Genomic DNA, 17,759 nt, shown 5'->3' on the forward strand with positions numbered 1-17,759 from the left:
GCGCGCATGCAGATGATCGTGGTGATGAAGTTGACCGAGCCGAGGATGGTGCCGAAGCCGGAGAAGGCCAGGCCCATGATCCACATGTCGGCGCCGATGCCCGGGGAGCGGACCGCGTCCGACAGCGGGCTGTAGGCGAACCAGCCGAAGTCGGCCGCGCCCTGCGGGGTGAGGAAGCCGCCCACCGCGATGAGCGAGCCGAACAGGTACAGCCAGTAGGCGAACATGTTCAGCCGCGGGAAGGCCACGTCCGGCGCGCCGATCTGCAGCGGCATGATCCAGTTCGCGAAGCCGGCGAACAGCGGCGTCGCGAACATCAGCAGCATGATCGTGCCGTGCATCGTGAACGCCTGGTTGAACTGCTCGTTCGACATGATCTGCAGACCCGGCCGGGCGAGCTCGGCGCGCATGAACAGGGCCATGACGCCACCGATGACGAAGAACGCGAACGACGTCACCAGGTACAGCGTGCCGATCGTCTTGTGGTCCGTGGTCGTCAGCCACTTGACCACGACACTGCCGCGGTTCTGGCGCCGGACCGGCAACTCGTCCTCGTAGTGGGACCCTGCCGCCGCGGCACCCTGAGGTTCGTTGAGGATGCTCACAGGATGTTCGACCTTCGGTTCTTCTCGGGGCCCGCCTGCTCGATGCCGGCAGGAACGTAACCGTTCTGCTGCTTGTCCACGAGCTCCTTGAGGTGCTGCTCGTAGCGCTCGGGGGAGACCACCTTCACGTTGAACAGCATCCGGGAGTGGTCGACGCCGCAGAGCTCGGCGCACTTGCCCAGGAAGGTGCCCTCCTTGTTGGGGGTCACCTCGAAGGCGTTGGTGTGGCCCGGGATGACGTCCTGCTTCATGAGGAACGGCACCACCCAGAAGGAGTGGATGACGTCACGCGAGGTCAGCACGAAGCGGACGGTCTTGCCCTTGGGCAGCCACAGCGTCGGGCCCGGGTTGTTGGTCTGCGGGTTCCGGGTGCCGGGGGTACCGCAGTCGTAGACACCGCCGGCGTCGGCCGGGAAGTCTTCCTTGAACCGGTCCGGGATCGCGTCGAGCTCCGGGGACTTCTTGGCGTCACCCGTGGAACCGGCGACCGGCTCGATGTAGTTGAAGCACCAGCTCCACTGGAAGCCGACCACGTTCACCGTGACGTCGGGCTTCTTCTTGAGGCTGAGCAGCTCGGACTCGTCGCGGGCGGTGAAGTAGAACAGCACCGAGACGATGATGAGCGGGACGACCGTGTACAGCGCCTCGATGGGCATGTTGTACCGGGTCTGCGGAGGAACCTCGACCTTGGTGCGGCTGCGCCGGTGGAAGAAAGCACTCCACAGGATCAGACCCCACACCAGCACGCCGACGGCGAGCGCAGCCGCCCAGGACCCCTGCCACAGGGAGAGGATCCGCGGAGCCTCTTCCGTGGTCGGGGTGGGCATACCAAGGCGGGGGAAGTCTTCCCAGTTGTACGAGCAACCGGTGGCTGTCGCCAAGACCAGGCCCGCGGTCAGTGCCTGCAGCAGCTTCCGCCGCATCGGGCGCCGCGGCGAGCGGTCGGAGCCGTTGGGACTCACGTAGCGCCTTCCCGAGAGTCTCGCCCGCGCGGTTCGGCTGCGGCCTGGCCTTCTCGCTGGTCGGTCGCCGCCCTGCGTCGGGCAGGGGTTTGGATGTTTATGCGGACCAAACCCTAGCCGACGCCCTCCGGGGGTTCTCGGGGAGGGGTGCCTACTCACTCGGGTGGTTCGCTGAATTGGCGGCTGCGGGTGGATTGTGGCCTTTCGCGCAGTTCCCCGTGCCCCTGAGGTCCGTTCCGCTTCCGGGCGTTCTAGCGTTGCGGTGTGGCCTACTTCGATGCTGCTTCCGCTGCTCCGCTCCATTCCGTCGCCCGCCAGGCGCTGCTGGCCTCTCTGGACGAGGGGTGGGCGGATCCCGCCCGGCTGTACCGGGAGGGGCGGCGGGCGCGGATGCTGCTGGACGCGGCGCGGGAGGCGGCCGCCGAGGCGGTGGGGTGCCGCGCGGACGAGCTGGTGTTCACCTCGTCCGGGACCCGTGCCGTGCACGCGGGGATCGCGGGCGCGTTGGCCGGGAGGCGGCGGATCGGACGCCACCTGATCGTGTCAGCGGTCGAACACTCTTCAGTACTCCATTCGGCCGAGGTGCACGAGGCGGCGGGCGGTTCGGTCAGTCAGGTGGCGGTGGACCGGGGCGGGTCGGTGGATCCGGCGGGGTACGCCGGTGCCCTGCGCGCGGACACCGCGCTGGCCTGTCTGCAGTCGGCCAACCACGAGGTGGGGACCGAGCAGCCGGTCGCCGCGGTGGCGGAGCTGTGCCGGGAGGCCGGCGTGCCGTTGCTGGTGGACGCGGCGCAGTCGCTGGGGTGGGGGCCGGTGGACGGGGACTGGTCGCTGCTGACGGCCAGTGCGCACAAGTGGGGCGGGCCGTCCGGGGTCGGGCTGCTCGTGGTCCGCAAGGGCGTGCGGTTCTCGGCGCAAGGGCCGGTGGACGAGCGCGAGGCGGGGCGGGCGCCCGGGTTCGAGAACCTCCCGGCGATCGTGGCGGCGGCCGCGTCGCTGCGGGCCGTCCGGGCCGAGGCGGCCGTCGAGGCGGCGCGGCTGCGGGAGCTGACGGACCGGATCCGGGCCCGCGTGCCGCGGCTGGTGCCCGATGTGGAGGTGGTCGGCGATCCGGTGCGCCGGCTGCCCGGCGTCGTGACCTTCTCCTGCCTCTACGTCGACGGCGAGGCGCTCCTGCACGAGCTGGACCGGGAGGGTTTCTCCGTGTCGTCCGGATCGTCCTGCACGAGCAGCACGCTGACGCCGAGCCATGTGCTGCGGGCGATGGGGGTGCTGAGTGAGGGCAATGTGCGGGTCTCGCTGCCGGCGGGGGCGGCCGAGGAGGACGTGGAGAGGTTCCTGGCCGTCCTTCCCGGGACGGTGGCGGCGGTTCGCGAGAAGCTGGGCGCTCCGGCGGCCTCCGCCGCGGTCGCCCGCGAGGAGGACGTCCTGGTCGTGGACTCCCTGGGCAAGCGGTGCCCGATCCCCGTCATCGAGCTGGCCAAGGTGATCGGCGACGTGCCGGTGGGCGGCCTGGTCCGGGTCCTGTCGGACGACGAGGCGGCGCGGCTGGACATCCCGGCGTGGTGCGAGATGCGGGGACAGCAGTACGTCGGGGAGGAACCGGCGGAACACGGAACGGCGTACGTGGTCCGCAGGACGAGCTGAACGTCCGGGGGCCGGAGGGCGACCCCGGGCGCGGGGAGCCGAGCGCCCCGGGGAGGGGAACCGGAGGGCGACCGGGGCGCGGAGGGCTGAGCGACCCGGGGGGCCGAGTGGCCGGCCCCCCGCCCGCACGACTCGGCGGTCAGGACAGGTGCGCCTGGACCTCCGCCGCGGCCTCGTCCCCGTAGGCCTTGGTGAAGCGCTCCATGAAGTGGCCCCGCCGCAGCTGGTACTCCTGCGTGCCCACCGTCTCGATGACGAGGGTCGCCAGCATGCAGCCGACCTGCGCGGCGCGCTCCAGGGAGACGCCCCAGGCCAGGCCCGAGAGGAACCCGGCGCGGAAGGCGTCGCCGACGCCCGTCGGGTCGGCCTTGCGCTCCTCGTCGGGCGTGCCGACCTCGACCGGGTCCTCGCCGGTGCGCTCGATGCGCACGCCCCGGGCGCCGAGGGTGGTCACCCGGTGGCCGACGCGGGAGAGGATCTCCTCGTCGCTCCAGCCGGTCTTGTTCTCGATGAGGCCCTTCTCGTACTCGTTGGAGAAGAGGTACGTCGCCCCGTCCAGGAGGATGCGGATCTCCTCGCCGTCCATGCGGGCGATCTGCTGGGAGAAGTCGGCGGCGAACGGGATGGAGCGGGCGCGGCACTCCTCGGTGTGCCGGAGCATGGCCTCCGGGTCGTCCGCGCCGATGGAGACCAGGTCGAGTCCGCCGACGCGGTCGGCGACGGTCTTCAGCTCGATGAGGCGGGCCTCGCTCATGGCGCCGGTGTAGAAGGAGCCGATCTGGTTGTGGTCGGCGTCGGTCGTGCACACGAAGCGGGCGGTGTGCAGCGTGTCGGAGATGCGGACGGAGTCGGTGTCGACGCCGTGCCGCTCCAGCCAGGCCCGGTACTCGTCGAAGTCCGCGCCGGCGGCGCCGACCAGGATCGGCCGGGTGCCGAGCTGCCCCATGCCGAAGGCGATGTTCGCGGCGACGCCGCCGCGGCGGACGTCCAGCTTGTCGACCAGGAACGACAGCGAGACCGTGTGCAGCTGGTCCGCTACGAGCTGGTCGGCGAAGCGGCCGGGGAAGGTCATGAGGTGGTCGGTGGCGATGGAGCCGGTGACTGCGATGCGCACGGCGGGGATTCTCCTGAGGGAGGCGGACCTTGACACTTCACGCTATCGGGTGGGCGGGGCCGCCCTGAAGGCAGCGAAACTACCCGATAGTAGATCTTTCTCCGTGAGTCCTGACGTGCCTACGGTGCCGGTATGACGAACCTCAAGGTCCACACCCCCGTTCCGGTCGATCTCGAAGGCGAGCTGGCGTCGCTGCCGGGGGACGGGGCGCGGATGGCTCCGCACTGGGCGGTGCCCGACCGGGTCGCCGCCCGGCCGGTGTCGCCGGCCCTGATCCACGGTGTGACGGTGCCGCCGTCGTCGGCGCGGCTGCTCGACGCCATGGCGGACTACGGGGACTGAGCGGCGCGCGCCCGGGAACCGCGAGCTCCCCCGCTGCGTCCCATCGCTGTCCCCCGTAAAGGGGAGGCGGGATACGACCCACCGACGGCCTGGATCCGGGCGGGCCGGGTCCCATGGGACAGCTGTGCAGCCGAAGGAGCGATGCGGTGAACACCGAGCGACCCGACAACGACGACGCCGGGGAAGCGGGCGGCGCCGGTACCGCGGACGTCCCGGAACCGGGTGTGGCGGAGGACGCCGGAGCACCGGCCGGGTCCGACGGGGTCGCCGGTACCGCCCGTGCCGACGACGCCCCGGAGGCCGCGGAGGCGGAGGCGGGCGCGTCGTCCCGAATCCAGGACCGGTCCGGGGCCGGACCGGAACCGGCCGAAGCCCCTGACGGCACCGCGGACGACACCGACGGCCCGGCACCGGCCGCCGGCCGCACCACCGGCGCGGACGGCCCCGGCGCCGCGGAGGGCGAGGGCGGCACGGCGGAGAGCGCCGGCGCCCGGGACGAGCGGGACGCCCCGGCCGGCTCCGCCGCGGCGGAAGGTTCCGGCACCCGGTCCCGGGGCGACTCCGCCGGACAAGGCCCGGGCGGTCCCGCCCCGGGCACCGCGGCCGAGGGCGCCGACGGGCGCCAGGGGCGTCCCGGATCCGCCCCCGCTCCCGTCCACGACCTGCCCCGGGACTCCGAGGACCGGGTCCGGCACGGCGGTGGGCGCCCGCGCACGCCCGCGATCATCGCCTCCGTCGCCGCCGCCGTGCTGCTGGTCGGCGGTGGTGGGGCCTGGCTCGCCTCCCACGCCTCCGGCGGGTCGGGCGGCGGGGCGACGTCCGGCGCGCCCGGTGGGGACGGCACTCCCCCGCCGCTCGCGCTCGACGGGTACTCCGACTCCACGAGCGGCGGCAACGGGATCGCACCCGGGGAGCCCAACCCCTACGGCGCCACCTACCGGGTCGCCGGCACCCTGCCGGAGGGACCCGGCGAGGCCCCGGTGTACCGGGCCCGGGGTGAGGTCGCGGCGGCCGACGTGGTCCGGCTGGCGAAGGCCCTCGGCGTCGAGGGGAAGCCCGTGGCGCAGGGCGGGGTCTGGCGGATCGGCGGCCAGGACGGTGCGGGGCCGGGCCTGCAGGTGAACCGGGAGGCGCCGGGCGCCTGGACGTTCAGCCGGTACGCCCCGGGCACCGACGACTGCAAGGGCACCGAGACCTGCACGCCCCCGCGCGACGGCGGCACGCCGGTCGGCGAGGACGTGGCGGAGAAGGCCGCGGCGCCGGTGCTCAAGGCGTTGGGTCAGGACGACGCGAAGGTCGACGCGAGCCAGGTCATGGGCGCCCGGCGGACGGTGAACGCCGCCCCCGAGATCGGTGGACTGCCCACGCACGGCTGGACGACCGGCATCACGGTCGGCTCCGGCGGCGAGGTCGTCGGCGGCAGCGGTCGGCTGAAGGCGCCGGTGAAGGGCGACACCTACCCCGTGGTCGGGGCGCAGAAGGCGCTGGAGCTGCTGGAGGGCCGGCCGAAGAGCGACCCCCGGACGGGCATCGGCGGCTGCGCGAGCCCCGTGCCGCTGGAGGAGGGGCAGGAGGAGCCCTGCGGAGCGTCGGCGAGCGGCACGCCGCGACCGGACACGGTGACGGTCGAGAACGCGGTGTTCGGACTGGCCGCGCACACCGTCGACGGCCGCCAGGCGCTGGTGCCGTCCTGGCTGTTCGAGGTGACGGCGCCGGGCGCGAAGGACCCGTTCACGGTGACGTACCCGGCGGTCGACCCGACGTACCTGGCCTCCCCCCGGTCGAGCGAGCCGGGCGACGGGACGGCGTCGCGGCCCGGGCCGCGTGAGGTGGAGGTGGACGGCTACCGGGCCGAGGGCGCGGAGCTGACCGTGACGTTCACGGGCGGGGTGTGCGCCGACTACGACGTGACGGCGGACGAGAAGGGCGGCGAGGTGACGGTCACCGTGACGTCGACGCCGTGGCGGGACAAGGTCTGCATCATGATCGCCAAGCAGTTCCAGGAGACGGTTGCGCTGGACGAGCCGCTCGGCGGCCGGAAGGTCGTGGACCAGGACGGCAAGGGCATCCCGCTGGCCCGCGAGGGCGCGCGGCTGCCGGCACCCCCCACGCGGGAGCGCTGAGCGGCCCGCGGACCGACCGCACGACGCGAAGGCGGCGGCCCCGTCGGAGGGGGCCGCCGCCTTCGTCGTGTCCGCTGCCGCCCTGGGGCGGTCCGGCGGGGTCAGCTGAAGGAGTCGCCGCAGGCGCAGGAACCCGTCGCGTTCGGGTTGTCGATCGTGAAGCCCTGCTTCTCGATGGTGTCCACGAAGTCGATCGTGGCACCGCCGAGGTACGGGGCGCTCATGCGGTCGGTGACGACCTTCACACCGCCGAAGTCCTTCTCGACGTCGCCGTCGAGGGACCGCTCGTCGAAGAAGAGCTGGTAGCGCAGGCCGGAGCAGCCGCCGGGCTGGACGGCGACGCGCAGCGCGAGGTCGTCGCGGCCTTCCTGGTCGAGCAGCGCCTTGACCTTGGACGCGGCGGCGTCGGTCAGGATGATGCCGTCGGTGACGGTGCTGGTCTCGTCCGATACGGACATCTACATCTCTCCCGGGTTGTACGGAGACTGCTTGCCGACGGTTCCAACCGGCGGGGCCGCGGATTCATTCCGGGCCGGACGCTCGATCTCGGCTTCCTTTTCATGCTCGCACACGTGCCGGGAACCGGAAAACGCCTCTTTCCCGGCCTTCCCGGGAATGAACGGCGCCCCGCCGGGATTCACGTCACACAGACGCTATGGGCATCGTCAAAGTGACGTGAAGCGGTTATGATAGATAGCGTCAAATCGACGAAAAGTCGCCGGAAACAGAAAGGGTGCGTGTCGTGACCACCGCCCAGACCCAGGAGCTCGACGTACAGCCGACGCCCCTCGCCCTGCTGCTCCTCGGCCGTGAGGCCGACCCGAAGAGCGAGCGCGGCGTGGAGTGTCCCGGCGACCTGCCCTCACCGTCCGACCCGGACCTGGTGGAGCGCGCTCGCCGGGCGAAGGAGAAGCTCGGGAACAAGGTCTTCGTGCTCGGCCACCACTACCAGCGCGACGAGGTCATCCAGTTCGCCGACGTGACCGGTGACTCGTTCAAGCTGGCCCGGGACGCGGCGGCGCGCCCGGAGGCCGAGTACATCGTGTTCTGCGGTGTGCACTTCATGGCGGAGTCCGCCGACATCCTGACGTCCGACGACCAGAAGGTCGTGCTGCCCGACCTCGCCGCCGGCTGCTCCATGGCCGACATGGCCACGGCCGAGCAGGTCGCCGAGTGCTGGGACGTGCTGACCGAGGCCGGCATAGCCGAGCAGGTCGTGCCCGTCTCGTACATGAACTCGTCGGCCGACATCAAGGCCTTCACCGGCAAGCACGGCGGCACGATCTGCACCTCCTCCAACGCGAAGCGGGCCCTGGACTGGGCCTTCGAGCAGGGCGAGAAGGTGCTGTTCCTGCCCGACCAGCACCTCGGGCGCAACACCGCGGTCCGCGACATGGGCATGTCCCTGGAGGACTGCGTCGTCTACAACCCGCACAAGCCGAACGGCGGCCTGACCGCCGACGAGCTGCGCGCGGCGAAGATGATCCTGTGGCGCGGCCACTGCTCGGTGCACGGCCGCTTCAGCCTGGACTCGGTGAACGACGTGCGCGAGCGCATCCCGGGTGTGAACGTCCTGGTCCACCCCGAGTGCCGGCACGAGGTCGTGGCCGCGGCCGACTACGTCGGTTCGACGGAGTACATCATCAAGGCCCTGGAGGCCGCCCCGGCCGGTTCCAAGTGGGCCATCGGCACGGAGCTGAACCTGGTCCGCCGCCTGGCGAACCGTTTCGCTCCCGAGGGCAAGGAGATCGTCTTCCTCGACAAGACGGTCTGCTTCTGCTCGACCATGAACCGCATCGACCTCCCCCACCTGGTCTGGGCCCTGGAGTCCCTGGCCGAGGGCAACCTGGTCAACCGCATCGAGGTGGACCAGGAGACGGAGGCGTTCGCGAAGCTGGCCCTGGAGCGGATGCTGGCGCTGCCGTAACCACGCTCCCGCCCCTCGTCACCCCGAGTGCGGTGTCCGCTCGGGGTGCGCGGGGTCGAGGCTGAAGACGGTGCCGTCGGGGGCGGCCGCGACCAGGGCGCCTTCGGCGAACCGCACCTTGGCGGCCCCCCAGTCGGTGTCGTTGCGCTCGGCCCGCGGCAGCGTCTCCCACAGCAGCGTGCCCTTCTTCGCGTCGAGCGCCCCGACCCGGCCGCTGGCACTGGCGAGGTACACGGCCGCGGTCCGCGGGTCGTGGACCACCTCACCGGGCTGCTCCAGGCTGGTCGGGGTCCGCCACAGCGGCCGGCCCGTGCGGACCGACACCGCGGTGACCCGCCCGCTGGAGGTGGCGAACCACAGGGTGCCGTCCGCCAGCGTCACCTGTCCCGCGTACTCCTCGGCCGGCTCCACCGTCCGCTGCGCACCGGTGACCGGGTCGACCAGCCGGATGCGCGCGTACGGGGTGTCCTGCCCGATGAGCAGATTCCCGTCCTCGTCCTCGGTCAGGTCGAGGAACACCAGCCGGCCGTCGAAGGCGCCGACGTACGTCGCGCTGCCCGGTACGGTCAGCCGGCGTGCCGTGCCGCCGCCCTGGCGCAACTCCCTGACCAGGGTGTCCTGTGTGCTCTCCATCAGGGTGCAGTTCAGGTAGAGCGTCCCGACGGCCTCCGTGATCCCGCAGACGTGCTGCGCGGGCAGCCGCTCCGTCCAGCGCCCGGCCCCGGTGCGCGGCGCGCGGGCCGTCACCGAGGTGCCGTCGCCCTCCGGGATCACGACGACGTCGCCGGCGAGGATCGCATCGACCCACTCGTCGTTCACCGCGCGGTCCCACAGCCGGTCACCGGTGGCGGTGTCGAAGGCGAAGACCCGGGTGGCCCCCTCGCCCGGCGGCTCCTGCTGGACCAGGACCGCGTCCTCCCGCACCCCGAGGATCTCGAACCGCGACGGATCGTCTCCGGTGACGGCCGCCGCCGGGCCGGCCCGCCAGACGGTCGCGCCGGTCCTCCCGTCCAGGCGCACGGGCAGGACCCCGTCGCCCGCGCAGTAGACCGCGCCCTCGTACACGTGGCACTGCGGTCCGCCCCGGCGCCCTCCGACGGGCTGCGGCCGCGGCGTCGTGCGCACTCCTCGCCCGGCCGTCTCGTACACCGTGGTCTGCCAGGGCTTCCAGCCGGCGGGCGGTGCCGCCCAGCGGGAGCTCGCGGACGGTGCGGAGCCGGGCCGGCCGGCGTCGCGCGCCCACCCGGGGCCGAGCGTCAGATAGGCCGTCAGACCGAGGGCGACGGCACCCACCGTGCCCGTCGCCGCGAGCAGCGGACGGATGCGGCGGCGCGGACGGACCGGATCCGGCGGGTCGGCGGCCGTGACCGGGTGGGCCGTGCCGCCGGTGTACAGCGGGCCGGCGCCGAGGTGCACGGTGGGCGGTTCGCCGTCCTCGCCCCGCTCGGGCAGCAGGGCCGCGAAGTCCCGGGCCAGTTCCTCCAGTACGGGCCGGTCGGCGGCGTCCTTGGCGAGGCAGCGCTCCAGCAGGGCCCGCAGCGGCTGTCCCACCCCGTCGAGCACGGGCGCGTCGTGGACCACCCGGTAGGCCGTGAGATAGGGGCTGTCCGTGTCGAACGGCCCCCGCCCCGCGACGGCGTAGGCCAGCAGCGACGCCAGGGAGAAGACGTCCGACGCCGGGCCGACCTCGCGGGCGTCGGCGAGCTGCTCCGGGGACATGAACGGCGGGGTGCCGATCATCTGGCCGGTCTCGGTGAGCGTCAGGTGGTTCTCCACCGCGCGGGAGATGCCGAAGTCGATGACGCGCGGGCCGTCCCCGGCGAGCAGCACGTTGGCCGGTTTCAGGTCCCGGTGGACCACGCCGGCCCCGTGGATGTCCCGCAGTGCCTCCACCAGGCCCAGGGCCAGCCCGCGCAGTTCGGCCGGGGAGAGGGCGCCGTGGTCGCGGACCCGCCGGGCGAGCGAGGGCCCGGGCACGTACTGGGTGGCCATCCAGGGGCGCGCCGCGTCCGGGTCCGCGTCCAGGACGGGGGCCGTGAAGGCGCCGCTGACCTTGCGGACGGCCGCGATCTCCTGCCGGAACCGGGTGCGGAACACCGGGTCCTCGGCGTACTGGGCGTGCACCACCTTCAGCGCCACGTCCCGTCCGGAACGCGCCCGGCCCCGGTAGACCACGCCCATGCCTCCGGCCCCGAGCCGGTCGACCAGCCGGTAGCCGCCGACCGACTTCGGGTCGTCCCTGTGCAGCGGCACGCGCGAAACCCCTTCACCCGTAAGGCCGTTCGAGCCCACAGGATACGGAACGGCACCACGGCAACGGCCGGGCACCGACCGATGAGGTCGGTGCCCGGCCGCGGGTGCCGGACCGTCACACGTTCGCGGGCTCCGGCTCCTGCGTGTCCGTCCGCTCGGGCGTGCGGCCCTTCTTCGCCGCCCGCTTCTTCGCCCGGCGCTCCTTGCGGAGTTCGACCATGGCGTACAGCGTCGGCACCAGCAGCAGGGTGAGCAGCGTCGAGGTGACCAGGCCGCCGATCACCACCACGGCCAGCGGCTGGGCGATGAAGCCGCCCTCGCCGGTGATGCCGAGCGCCATCGGGAGCAGCGCGAAGATGGTCGCCAGGGCGGTCATGAGGATCGGCCGCAGCCGGTGCCGGCCGCCCTCGACGACGGCCTCGACGATGCCGTGGCCCTGCTTGCGGTACTGGTTGATCAGGTCGATCAGCACGATCGCGTTCGTGACCACGATGCCGATCAGCATCAGCATGCCGATCATCGCCGGGACACCCATCGGGGTGCCGGTCGCCACCAGCAGGCCGATCGCGCCGGTGGCGGCGAACGGGATGGAGACGAGCAGGATCAGCGGCTGGACCAGGGACCGGAAGGTACCGACCAGCAGCAGGAAGACGATCGCGATGGCCGCCAGCATCGCCAGGCCCAGGTTGGCGAACGCCTCGTCCTGGTCCTCGGAGACACCGCCGATCGACGCCGTGGCGCCGGCCGGGAGCTTCAGCGCGTCGATCTTCGACTGGAGCTCGGTGCTGACCGCGCCGGTGTTGTCGCCGGTCGGCTTCGCGGTGATGGTGGCCGCGCGCTGGCCGTCGATGCGGGTCATGGAGACCGGCCCGTCGGTCAGCTTCACCGTCGCGATGTCGCCGAGCTTCACGGCGCCCAGGCGCAGGTCGCGGAGCTGCTCCAGGGTCGTGGCGGGCTTCGCCGAGCGGATGACGACATCACGCTCGGTGTCGTCCAGGACCGCCTTGGCCGCGGTGGTGCCGCGCACGGCCTGCGCGACGGCCGCGCCGAGGGTCTGGTCGTTGAAGCCGGCCGCGGCCGCCTTGCTGTTGGCCTTGACCGAGATGCGCGGGACGCTGGTCGCCAGGTCGCTGGTGACGTCCGTGACGTCGTCGAGGGAGGCGACCGTCCTGCGGACCTCCTCGGCCGCGGTGCGCAGGACGCCGGCGTCGGCGGCCTTCACCACGACGCTCAGGTCCTGGGCGCCGAAGCCGTCACCGGCGGCGATGGTGGTGGTGCCGACGCCCTTCAGACCGGCCAGGCCCTTCTCGATGCGGTCCTGGACGTCCTCGTAGGACGCCGAGTCCTCCAGCATCACCTGGTACGAGGCCTGGTTGCTGTCGGTGCCGCCGCCGAAGGCCGCCATGAAGCCGGACGAACCGATCGTGACCTGGTAGTCCTTCACGCCCTCGGTGGAGGCGAGCAGCTTCTCGACCTTCTTCGCCTGGGCGTCGGTCGCGGCCAGGCTGGTGCCGGGCTTCAGCTCCTGCTTGACGGTGAGGACCTCCTGCTCGCCCTGGTCGAAGAAGTTCGTCTTCAGCAGCGGCGCCATGCCGAACGTGCCGACCAGGACGACGAGGGCGATGGCCACGCTGGTGAGGCGGCGACGGGTCGCGAAGCGCAGCACCGGGACGTAGATGCGCTGCAGACGGCTCCTGGCCTCCTTCTCCTCGGCCAGCCGGCGAGCCTCGTCGGCGTCCTCGGGGGTGCCCTTGGGCGGCCGCAGGAACCAGTACGACAGGACCGGCACGACCGTCAGGGAGACGAGCAGGGAGGCCAGCAGCGCGGCCGTGACCGTGAGGCTGAACGAGCCGAACAGCTCGCCCACCATGCCGCCGACCAGGCCGATCGGCAGGAACACGGCGACCGTGGTGAGCGTGGAGGACGTGACCGCGCCCGCGACCTCGCGCACCGCGTTGAGGATGGCCGACTGGCGCTCCTCCCCGTAGCCGAGGTGGCGCTTGATGTTCTCCAGGACCACGATCGAGTCGTCGACGACCCGGCCGATGGCGATGGTCAGGGCGCCGAGCGTGAGGACGTTCAGCGACAGGTCGCGGGTCCACAGCACGATCAGGGCGAGGACCACGGACAGCGGGATGGACACCGCCGTGACGAGGGTGGAACGGATCGAGGCCAGGAAGACCAGGATCACCAGGACCGCGAAGAGCAGGCCGAGGGCGCCCTCGGTGGTCAGGCCCTTGATGGACTTGGACACGGCCGGGCCCTGGTCGCTGACGACCGTCAGGCTCGCGCCGGAGCCGAGGTCCTCGCGCAGGTCGGGGAGCTTGTCCTGGACGGCGTCGGAGATGGCGACCGCGCTGCCGTCGCGGTCCATCGTCACGGCGACGGCGAGGCTGGGCTTGCCGTCGGTGCGGGTGAGGGAGTCGGCCGGGGCCTCCTGCTGCTTCACCGTGGCCACGTCGGCCAGGCGCACCGGCTTGCCCTTGCCGGGCTCGCCCGTGACCATCAGGTCCTGGATCTGCCGCAGCGAGGTGAAGCCGCCGCCGACCTGGACGGTGCGGTTGGCGCCGCCCTCGTCGAAGGAGCCGGCCGGCACGGTCGCGCCGCCCGCCTGGAGCGCCTGGGCCAGGGACTGCGAGGTCAGGCCCGCCTTCGCGAGCTTCGCCTGGTCGGGCGTGACGCTGACCTGGAGGTCGCGCACGCCGTCGACGGTGACCTGGCCGACGCCGTCGATGCTCTTCAGGTCCGGCACGACCGTCTTGTCGAGCTGGTCGGCCAGGGCCTGCTGGTCGCGGCCGGAGGTGACGGCGAGGACGACGGTCGGGATGTCGTCCGTGGAGCCGGCGACGACCTGCGGGTCGACGTCGTCCGGGAGCTGCACGCGGGCCCGGTTGACGGCCTGCTGGACGTCGGCGACCAGCTGCTCGGTGTCGTTGCCGTAGTCGAAGGACGCCATGATCAGGGCGTTGCCCTCGCTGGCGGTGGAGGTGACGCCGCTGATGCCGTCGACGGCTTCGAGACTGTCCTCGATGGGTTCGACGACCTGCTTCTCGACCACGTCGGGGGACGCGCCCTGGTACGGCGCCAGCACGGACACCATGGGCAGTTCGATGGTGGGCAGCAGCTGCTGCTTGAGCTGGGGTATCGCGATCGCCCCGAAGACGAGCGCGATGATCGACATCAGCCCTATCAGGGCCCGTTGGGCGAGGCTGAATCTCGACAGCCAGGACATGGGTGAGGGTCTCTCTTCTGTTTAACGGCAGAAGCGGCAGCGGGCGCGCAGATGAGCGCCCGCCCCTACACCTTGAGCCATGGCCGGGGCCGGTTTCGTAGGCCCCAGGTCCCGTTCCTTATGCGGCGCCTACTCCGCCCGCAGTACGGCCGGGTCCGGTTCACTCCACCCTTGGACGGACCAGACCCGACTCGTACGCGATGACCACCAGCTGGGCCCGGTCGCGGGCGCCCAGCTTCGCCATGGCGCGGTTGACGTGCGTCTTCACCGTCAGCGGGCTGACCTCCAGCCGCTCGGCGATCTCGTCGTTGGAGTGTCCGCCGGCGACCTGGACGAGCACCTCGCGCTCCCGCACGGTGAGCGAGTCGAGCCGCTCGCCGCGGGCCGGGTCGCGGTCGTCGTCGGCGGGGTCGTTCTGGGCGAGGAAGCGGGAGATCAGGCCGGTGGTGGCCGCCGGGGACAGCAGCGCCTGGCCGCCGGCCGCGATCCGGATGGCGTTCAGCAGCTCCTCGGGCTCGGAGCCCTTGCCGAGGAAGCCGGAGGCGCCGGCGCGCAGCGACTGCACGACGTAGTCGTCGACCTCGAACGTCGTCAGGATCACCACGCGGACGCCGGCGAGGGCGGGATCGGCGCTGATCATGCGGGTGGCGGCGAGGCCGTCGGTGCCGGGCATGCGGATGTCCATGAGGACGACGTCGGCGCGCTGCTCCTTCGTCAGCCGGACCGCCTCCGCCCCGTCGGAGGCCTCGCCCACCACCTCCATGTCGGGCTCGGAGTCGACGAGCACGCGGAAGGCGCTGCGCAGCAGTGCCTGGTCGTCGGCGAGCAGGACACGGATGGTCATACGGGGTCCTCCCCGGTGGATGGGCGGCTCTTGACGGGCAGGATCGCATGGACGCGGAAGCCGCCGCCGTAGCGGGGACCGGTGGTGAGGGTGCCGCGCAGGGCGGTGACCCGCTCGCGCATGCCGAGCAGTCCGTGGCCGCCGCCGGTCCCGGGGGCCGCGTCCTCGCCGCTGCCGTCGTCCAGGACGGTGATCTCGATGTTCGGTCCGACGCGTACGACGCTGACCTCGGCCTTGGCCTGCGGCCCGGCGTGCTTCTGCACGTTGGTGAGGGCCTCCTGGATGATCCGGTAGGCGGCCAGGTCGACGGCGGCGGGCAGGGTGGTGTCCTGGTCGGCGCGGGCGACCTCGATGTGCAGGCCGGCGTTGCGGAAGGTGCCGGTGAGTTCGTCGAGGCGGTCCAGGCCCGGGGCCGGTTCGGTGGGGGCCTCGGGGTCGCCGGACTGGCGGAGCAGGCCGACGGTGGCGCGCAGTTCGTTGAGCGCGGAGCGGCTGGCCTCGCGCACGTGGGCGAGGGCCTCCTTGGCCTGGTCGGGGCGCTTGTCCATGACGTGGGCGGCGACCCCGGCCTGGACGTTGACCAGGGCGATGTGGTGGGCCACGACGTCGTGCAGGTCGCGGGCGATGCGCAGGCGCTCCTCGGCGACCCGGCGGCGGGCCTCCTCCTCGCGGGTGCGTTCGGCGCGTTCGGCGCGTTCCCGGATGGCCTGTACGAAGGCACGGCGGCTGCGCACCGCGTCGCCCGCGGTGGCGCCGATGCCGGTCCAGGCGAAGATCGCGAGGTTCTCCTGGGCGTACCAGGGCAGACTGCCGGCGGCCATGGCGGTGCCGGTCAGCACGGTCATGGTGAGCAGGCCCACGCGCCAGGTGGTGGGGCGGTCGGTGGTGGAGGCGACGGTGTACAGGGCGATGACCGCGGACATGGCGACGGGGGCGCGGGGGTCGCCGGTGACGGACTCGATGACGGAGACGGCGCCGGTGAGGGCGAGGACCGTCATCGGGGCGCGGCGCCGGAAGACCAGGGCGGCGGCGCCGAGGGCCATGAGGACGAGGCTGAGGGCGTCGGGGGTGCGCAGGACCCAGCTGACGCTGTCGCGGTGGCGGGGTTCGACGAACGAGCCGGCGACCATGCAGACCAGGACGGCTGCGGCGAGGACGGCGTCCAAGGCCAGGGGGTGCGCCTTGGCCCGGCAGCGGGCCCGCGCGAGGGTGCTCACGGGCATTCACGGTAGCCGGGGTGGGGGTGCGCGGATACGGGGCCGGGTGTGAGATGCACGGTGTCGTGACCGGGAGCGAGATGCACGGTGTCGTGGCCGGAGCGAGCGGTCCGCGGCCGGGCGGCACGCGTGCCCGCCGGTGCCGGCGTCAGCCCGGGATCAGGCCGTCGTCGCCGAGGAGCTCCCTGACCTCCTCCAGGGTGGCGTCCGGGGAGGGCAGGATCAGCTCCGAGGGTTCCAGGGACTCGTCGGGGAGGGGGTCTCCCAGGTCGCGGACCCTCGTCAGGAGGGCCTGGAGGGTGCGGCGGAAGCCGGGGCCGTCGCCGTTCTCCATTTCCGCCAGGAGCTCGTCGTCCAGCTTGTTCAGCTCGGCGAGGTGGCCGTCGGCCAGCCTCACCTGCCCCTCCCCCATGATCCGTACGATCATGTCGCCCTCCTAGGCGTGGGCCCTACTGCTTGTCGAAGCGCGGGGTGTCCTGCGACTGCTGCGGGGACTGCTGCCGGTCCGTGCCGCCTTCGATGGCCTGCTGCCCACCGCTGGAGCCACCGGCGAGCTCGGCCTTCATGCGCTGCAGTTCCAGCTCCACATCCGTACCACCGGAGAGCCGGTCCAGCTCGGCCTGGATGTCGTCCTTGTGCATGCCGGACGGGTCGTCCAGGGCGCCGGAGGCGAGCAGTTCGTCGATCGCGCCGGCGCGGGCCTGCAGCTGGGCCGTCTTGTCCTCGGCGCGCTGGATCGCCAGCCCGACGTCGCCCATCTCCTCGGAGATGCCGGAGAAGGCCTCGCCGATGCGGGTCTGCGCCTGGGCCGCCGTGTACGTCGCCTTGATCGTCTCCTTCTTCGTACGGAAGGCGTCGACCTTGGCCTGGAGCCGCTGGGCCGCGAGGGTGAGCTTCTCCTCCTCGCCCTGGAGCGTCGCGTGCTGGGTCTCCAGGTCGGTCACCTGCTGCTGGAGCGCGGCCCGGCGGGAGAGCGCCTCGCGGGCCAGGTCCTCACGGCCCAGCGCCAGCGCCTTGCGGCCCTGGTCCTCCAGCTTGGTGGACTGCGACTGCAGCTGGTTCAGCTGGAGTTCCAGGCGCTTGCGGCTGGTCGCCACGTCGGCGACGCCGCGGCGCACCTTCTGGAGCAGCTCCAGCTGCTTCTGGTACGAGTAATCCAGGGTTTCGCGCGGGTCCTCGGCCCGGTCAAGGGCCTTGTTCGCCTTCGCGCGGAAGATCATCCCCATACGCTTCATGACACCGCTCATGGGCTTCGCGCGCCCCCTTCTGACCGACTCCGGTTCCAGCTCCAGCGACAGAACCCACAGTACGGGCCCTGCATCCATTACCGCACTGTTCGGGGACGGATGCGCTCATCCCCAAGGACGACTGCGTACGCTCCCGATCCGGCGTAGGGAGTAGGTGATCCCCGGGGTCACCCGGGGTGTACGGCCCGGAGACGACCGGGTGCGTACACAACGTCCCCTCTGTCCCCTTACAGACGACTGGTGTTG

General features: G+C 72.2%; 14 protein-coding genes. 4 read left to right on the plus strand and 10 right to left on the minus strand.

Translation table 11 applies throughout. The features are described 5' to 3' along the window. Nucleotides 1-605 (minus strand): cbb3-type cytochrome c oxidase subunit I (locus tag ACPXCS_RS06895; RefSeq protein WP_425970917.1); only part of this gene is annotated, 605 nt, incomplete at its 3' end. Further along, nucleotides 602-1,567, minus strand: a complete 966-nt coding sequence (gene coxB / locus ACPXCS_RS06900) for an aa3-type cytochrome oxidase subunit II (RefSeq protein ID WP_351357685.1) — start codon at nucleotides 1,565-1,567, stop codon at nucleotides 602-604. The genes ACPXCS_RS06895 and coxB, both read right to left, overlap by 4 nt. Before the next feature lie 264 nt (nucleotides 1,568-1,831). Between coxB and ACPXCS_RS06905 the strand changes: the two genes are divergently transcribed. Further along, nucleotides 1,832-3,214: a cysteine desulfurase/sulfurtransferase TusA family protein gene (locus ACPXCS_RS06905; RefSeq protein ID WP_425945382.1), complete on the plus strand. Its 1,383-nt coding sequence runs from the start codon at nucleotides 1,832-1,834 to the stop codon at nucleotides 3,212-3,214. Between the two features lie 139 nt (nucleotides 3,215-3,353). On the opposite strand, the gene ACPXCS_RS06910 is transcribed toward ACPXCS_RS06905, so the two are convergent. Then, on the minus strand, nucleotides 3,354-4,328 hold the full coding sequence (locus ACPXCS_RS06910) for a carbohydrate kinase family protein (RefSeq protein WP_425945380.1): 975 nt from the start codon (nucleotides 4,326-4,328) through the stop codon (nucleotides 3,354-3,356). A 132-nt stretch (nucleotides 4,329-4,460) separates the two neighbouring features. Between ACPXCS_RS06910 and ACPXCS_RS06915 the strand changes: the two genes are divergently transcribed. Beyond that, nucleotides 4,461-4,670, plus strand: coding sequence for a hypothetical protein (locus tag ACPXCS_RS06915; protein ID WP_425945379.1), 210 nt, complete (start codon nucleotides 4,461-4,463; stop codon nucleotides 4,668-4,670). A gap of 146 nt (nucleotides 4,671-4,816) precedes the next feature. Then, nucleotides 4,817-6,793 carry a hypothetical protein gene (locus ACPXCS_RS06920; RefSeq protein ID WP_425945378.1) on the plus strand — a complete coding sequence of 659 codons (1,977 nt, stop codon included), beginning with the start codon at nucleotides 4,817-4,819 and terminating at the stop codon, nucleotides 6,791-6,793. Nucleotides 6,794-6,894: 101 nt separating this feature from the next. Here the strand turns inward: ACPXCS_RS06920 and ACPXCS_RS06925 are convergent, their stop codons facing one another. Further along, nucleotides 6,895-7,251 carry a HesB/IscA family protein gene (locus ACPXCS_RS06925; protein ID WP_010037217.1) on the minus strand — a complete coding sequence of 119 codons (357 nt, stop codon included), beginning with the start codon at nucleotides 7,249-7,251 and terminating at the stop codon, nucleotides 6,895-6,897. A gap of 284 nt (nucleotides 7,252-7,535) precedes the next feature. Between ACPXCS_RS06925 and nadA the strand changes: the two genes are divergently transcribed. Beyond that, nucleotides 7,536-8,720 (plus strand): quinolinate synthase NadA, encoded by a 1,185-nt coding sequence (gene nadA, locus ACPXCS_RS06930; RefSeq protein WP_425945377.1) that lies wholly within the window; start codon nucleotides 7,536-7,538, stop codon nucleotides 8,718-8,720. A gap of 18 nt (nucleotides 8,721-8,738) precedes the next feature. Here the strand turns inward: nadA and ACPXCS_RS06935 are convergent, their stop codons facing one another. The 6 genes from ACPXCS_RS06935 to ACPXCS_RS06960 form a co-directional block, all read right to left on the minus strand. After that, nucleotides 8,739-10,973 (minus strand): protein kinase domain-containing protein, encoded by a 2,235-nt coding sequence (locus tag ACPXCS_RS06935; RefSeq protein WP_425945376.1) that lies wholly within the window; start codon nucleotides 10,971-10,973, stop codon nucleotides 8,739-8,741. A 115-nt stretch (nucleotides 10,974-11,088) separates the two neighbouring features. Beyond that, nucleotides 11,089-14,205 carry an efflux RND transporter permease subunit gene (locus tag ACPXCS_RS06940; protein WP_425945375.1) on the minus strand — a complete coding sequence of 1,039 codons (3,117 nt, stop codon included), beginning with the start codon at nucleotides 14,203-14,205 and terminating at the stop codon, nucleotides 11,089-11,091. A 160-nt stretch (nucleotides 14,206-14,365) separates the two neighbouring features. Then, nucleotides 14,366-15,049, minus strand: a complete 684-nt coding sequence (locus tag ACPXCS_RS06945) for a response regulator (RefSeq protein ID WP_425945373.1) — start codon at nucleotides 15,047-15,049, stop codon at nucleotides 14,366-14,368. Then, nucleotides 15,046-16,266, minus strand: a complete 1,221-nt coding sequence (locus tag ACPXCS_RS06950) for a sensor histidine kinase (RefSeq protein WP_425945372.1) — start codon at nucleotides 16,264-16,266, stop codon at nucleotides 15,046-15,048. The genes ACPXCS_RS06945 and ACPXCS_RS06950 overlap by 4 nt, the downstream gene beginning before the upstream one ends. 148 nt (nucleotides 16,267-16,414) lie before the next feature. Continuing rightward, nucleotides 16,415-16,693, minus strand: coding sequence for a PspA-associated protein PspAA (gene pspAA, locus ACPXCS_RS06955; protein WP_425945371.1), 279 nt, complete (start codon nucleotides 16,691-16,693; stop codon nucleotides 16,415-16,417). A gap of 22 nt (nucleotides 16,694-16,715) precedes the next feature. Further along, nucleotides 16,716-17,501, minus strand: a complete 786-nt coding sequence (locus tag ACPXCS_RS06960; protein ID WP_425945370.1) for a PspA/IM30 family protein — start codon at nucleotides 17,499-17,501, stop codon at nucleotides 16,716-16,718. Nucleotides 17,502-17,759 lie beyond the last annotated feature (258 nt).

It is taken from the genome of Streptomyces sp. DT190 (assembly GCF_049846985.1).
In the GTDB taxonomy this organism is placed as follows: domain Bacteria; phylum Actinomycetota; class Actinomycetes; order Streptomycetales; family Streptomycetaceae; genus Streptomyces.